At 41.7% G+C, this 3837-nt stretch carries 4 protein-coding genes and 1 pseudogene; 1 reads left to right on the top strand and 4 read right to left on the bottom strand.

Features of this window, described 5'->3' with window-relative positions:
• Positions 1–216: 216 nt before the first annotated feature.
• The 4 genes from D7Y06_RS24200 to D7Y06_RS24215 form a co-directional block, all read right to left on the bottom strand.
• Entirely contained in the window at positions 217–597 is a 381-nt protein-coding gene (locus tag D7Y06_RS24200; RefSeq protein WP_120410054.1) for a hypothetical protein, read from the bottom strand.
• 162 nt (positions 598–759) lie between these two features.
• Entirely contained in the window at positions 760–1080 is a 321-nt protein-coding gene (locus D7Y06_RS24205; RefSeq protein ID WP_120410055.1) for a hypothetical protein, read from the bottom strand.
• 157 nt (positions 1081–1237) lie between these two features.
• Entirely contained in the window at positions 1238–1531 is a 294-nt protein-coding gene (locus D7Y06_RS24210; protein WP_199714848.1) for a hypothetical protein, read from the bottom strand.
• A 256-nt stretch (positions 1532–1787) separates the two neighbouring features.
• A complete protein-coding gene (locus D7Y06_RS24215) occupies positions 1788–2024 on the bottom strand; it encodes a CPCC family cysteine-rich protein (RefSeq protein ID WP_120410056.1) in 237 nt (78 codons plus the stop codon).
• A 304-nt stretch (positions 2025–2328) separates the two neighbouring features.
• Here D7Y06_RS24215 and D7Y06_RS24220 point away from each other — a divergent pair.
• Positions 2329–3508, top strand: a pseudogene (locus D7Y06_RS24220) (IS110 family transposase).
• Positions 3509–3837: the final 329 nt, after the last annotated feature.

Consider the following 3837-nt stretch of genomic DNA (forward strand, 5'->3'; position numbering starts at 1 on the left):
TGAGTCCGGTTGATATCCTGTTTCCCGGCTGTTTCTTACCATACCGCTTGTGGTTAAACCTGTTCCAGCGGTTGCAGTTCCGGAAATAACTGTCAGCCCCAATGATGCCCCGCCTGTTACAGGTGCCATCAAAACACCCACTATGGCTATCCCGGCAAGAACACTTGTTGTAGTGGATCCTGCCAGGAGTGCGTCTGCTGCAGGATCTTCTTCTATTTAACTGCTGTTCTTTTTCATTTCATATGTGTTTAAGCCAGACCCAAAAGCCGCAGTGCCTGCCGAAAATGTTATCCCCAGTGATGCCCCGCCTGTTACAGGTGCCAGCAGGACACCTCCAATTGCCAGTCCCGCAAGTAAGCCTGTTACGACATACCCCGTCAAAACTTCATCCTCTGTAAAATTCTCTTCTTTTTCTTCCACTGGTTCTTTAGATTCTAGATTAATATCTTTGACCTGTGGAAACGAATCAATAGCAGACGTTTTAATCATAGTGTAATTATTTCCGAAAAGATTAATCTCCCCTCCCTCCATACTGATACCCGTTATCCCATACCCCGGCTCTACCAACCCATACTTACCCTTTACAATACTTGCCATGCTCTCCCCCTTTCTTGCTTTATCTACACCCTTAATTCTCCGGGGCCCTTAAAATATTAAGCTCCTACGGGGAATTCACGGTGATTCTCTTTGCAAAAAGCTCGATATTCTCCACGGCACAGATGTTTACCGTTGTCCCGTTCTGGCGGATACAGTTTACAACTATGACATTCCGCTCATCCTCATCCGGGAAATACAAAGACATCTTTGTGCCGGTTTCCGGCATACAGTACACTTTTCCGCCGGTACAAAGCGGAGGGGGACTTTCCAAAAGCTTCCCGTATCCGGCACCCAGGGGTAAGGGTGCGCTGTGGAAACATCCTGCTTCTTATCAATCTTTAAGTAGAGCCTCACGGCATCCCCTCCAGTTTTTATCACTGTCCCATGGATGGACTGGCCCACAAACATGGGGTTATAGACAGCTTTTGCCGCCGCATAGGCGTCCCTGCCCAGGATATAAGTATAACGGAACTCTTCCTGCAAAAGCTGGATATGCTTTTCCAGTACCCTCCACAGGCCCCCGACATAGACAGTTTTCGCCCCATGACGGCATATCTTCAGGGGCTTATCTTAGTTTGTCACACAATAAAATTGTTTTAAAATTCAAAAGCTACCAATGTCTTATACTCAAGTGCTTTTTCTAATATTTTTTTAGGTTAATTAGACTCTCACTTGTAAACTCATTTCTTAACTGCATTATTACTTCTAAAGCTACTGGTATTTTTTCCAATTCAATAATTTCTTCCTCATAATCATCAATAATAACCTGACATTTTTCATTAATTAAATCAAAAGCCCCTATACTATCTAATTCTATAAATTCTTTTTCTGTTAAAACTACTTCTTCCATCTGATCTGATTCTTGAACTCCATAATCAAAATCATACATTGCTTTTACATCTTTGGGAACTCTAATCATTCTCTCTCTTGACATTTTTTCTCCTATTTGTCAGTATTATAAAATGTGTCACTTTTTGATATTCAGAATTGTTCCGACCACATATTTTTCCATCAACAATTTTATTATTCATGTCATTGCCATTAACATCTAAATGATTTCTACCACGCGGCTTTGTCATATCTTCAATTCTAATTTTCTTCTATAAATACGCCTTCTTGCATACAACTAGCAATAGCTCTTTTGATATTCTTCCGCTTCTGTTTTCACAGCTTTTCATGTTAATAACAATTTATATTTCATCTTTATATGGCAAACGAACCATATCAACGAAACGTTGCTCTATCGCCCCAAATAATTGATAATTTTTTTTCGCTGTATCTAAAGATACTTTATTGGCTCCTATAATATCATTCGGTCTTTTTTGAGCAACTTCATCATACTGCCAAAAACATACCTCACAAATATCAGAAATTACCTTTTCTGAATCATCAATTGTTAAATAGCCACAACATGGACATCTTCTCATATCTATAAACCACCTTGTATAATGTATTTAGGTTGTTCAAGGGATACCTATAAATCCTCGGACCTGCTTCTTTACATCTCCTGTCTGATAGGAGATAATAGTTTTATTAGATTGAGAGGATGATCGTTCCCTCCTTGAGCGCCTCTGCTCGTACTTGAAAGACTAATCCCTCTCTCTAATAAGCTTTCCGCGTATGAGTTGGATGTTGGTTGCCTTATGGCTTCTCTCCGTATTTAGCACAAGGGAGTGGTGCTTATTAGATGAGTGGTCTCCCAATCTAAAATCTTTCTTTTGAGGTGGCTCTATGTTTTTTGTTGACATTGATATCGGTAAAAATAACCATGTCGCTTCCATGATGGATGAATCCGGCAAGGTGGTATTTAAGGCTTTTTCCTTTCCAAATACCTCAGACGGCGGACATTCCCTCTTTTCCAAACTCGCTTCTTATTCTCCCAGTCCTGATGACTTTGAAATCGGCATGGAGGCTACCGGGCACTACTGGCTCTCTGTCTATTCGTTTCTTTTTGAAAAGAAGTTCCTTCTCCATGTCATCAATCCCATTCAGACCGATGGCTGGCGCAGGGGCACTGAAATCCGCAAACGGAAAAATGATATCATTGATTCTGTCCTCATTGCCGATTTAATCCGTTATGGGCAGTTTATCGAAACCAGGCTCGCAGATGAGGATTTATTCTCCCTGCGTTCACTTACGCGTTTTCGCACCTATCTGATGGAATCCATCAGTGACTTGAAGCGTAAGGTTGTCTGTGTGCTGGATCAGGTTTTCCCTGAATACCAGTCCATTTTTTCCCACATCTTTGACTAGACCTCAAAAGAGATCCTTCTCCAGTTTTCTTCGCCCATTGATTTTGAGACCGTTTCATCGCAAACCCTTGCAGAACTGCTGGCAAAACTCAGCCGTAAGCAGGTCGGCCCTGCAAAAGCTGCGCAGTTAAAGGCTGCCACGTCCTGTTCCTTTGGGCGTTACTTTCGCCAAAAGCAGCTTTACCTTTCAGCTCAAAACGCTGATTGAACAGATAGCTTTTATTGAAAAACAGGTAAAAGAAACGGAAACCGAAATCGCTGGCATCATGGAAAAACTGGAATCCCCCATTACGACCATTACCGGGATCGGCAATGTCACCGGCGCTGCCATTATCAGTGAAATAGGTGACATTTCTAAATTTGACAGTCCCAGAAAACTGGTGGCCTTTGCCGGGCTTGATGCCACGGTCACGCAGTCCGGCGAATTTGAAGCAGCCCACAATGTAATGAGCAAACGTGGATCACCATACCTGCGGAAAGCCATTTTTCAAGCCGCCCTGGTTGCCGCCTTTAAAGCCCCTGTATTAAGTGCCTATTACCAGAAGAAGAGGGCGGAAGGCAAGCATCATTTGACCTGCATCGGTGCTGTGGCAAGAAAAATGTGCAACATTATTTATGCTGTTGTGAAGAATAATCAGCCTTATGTTCCAAAGGCTTAAATCCTTTTCCTTTTCCAGCCTGCCTGACAGCAGGTCTTGTTGTCGTGCTCTTTTTTTCTATGAAAATTTCTTTTGATTTTTTCAATTATCTACTTGACTTTTAATAGTTGGTCTTTTGTATGCGGTAATCCCTGTTACCATTGTTTTTCCAACAACTTAGTATACAGGTAAATCCACGTTGCTACAAATGTGAGGTCACTTCATATTGTCCAAATACTTCATTATTTTTTCCAGTATTGCTGTTCAATAGGAATCAGATCAAAAAAGTCTTCATATTTTGATATCCAGCCTATTGGAGCATAATTTTCATACGAAGCAGGCTCCGAATA

The sequence above is a fragment of the Roseburia sp. 1XD42-69 genome (assembly GCF_003612565.1).
Lineage (GTDB): Bacteria > Bacillota > Clostridia > Lachnospirales > Lachnospiraceae > Roseburia_B.

Coding starts and splice junctions, on each gene's coding strand:
- D7Y06_RS24200 (WP_120410054.1), bottom strand. CDS start 597: ATGGCAAGTATTGTAAAGGGTAAGTATGGGTTGGTAGAGCCGGGGTAT.
- D7Y06_RS24210 (WP_199714848.1), bottom strand. CDS start 1,531: ATGTCAAGAGAGAGAATGATTAGAGTTCCCAAAGATGTAAAAGCAATG.
- D7Y06_RS24215 (WP_120410056.1), bottom strand. CDS start 2,024: ATGAGAAGATGTCCATGTTGTGGCTATTTAACAATTGATGATTCAGAA.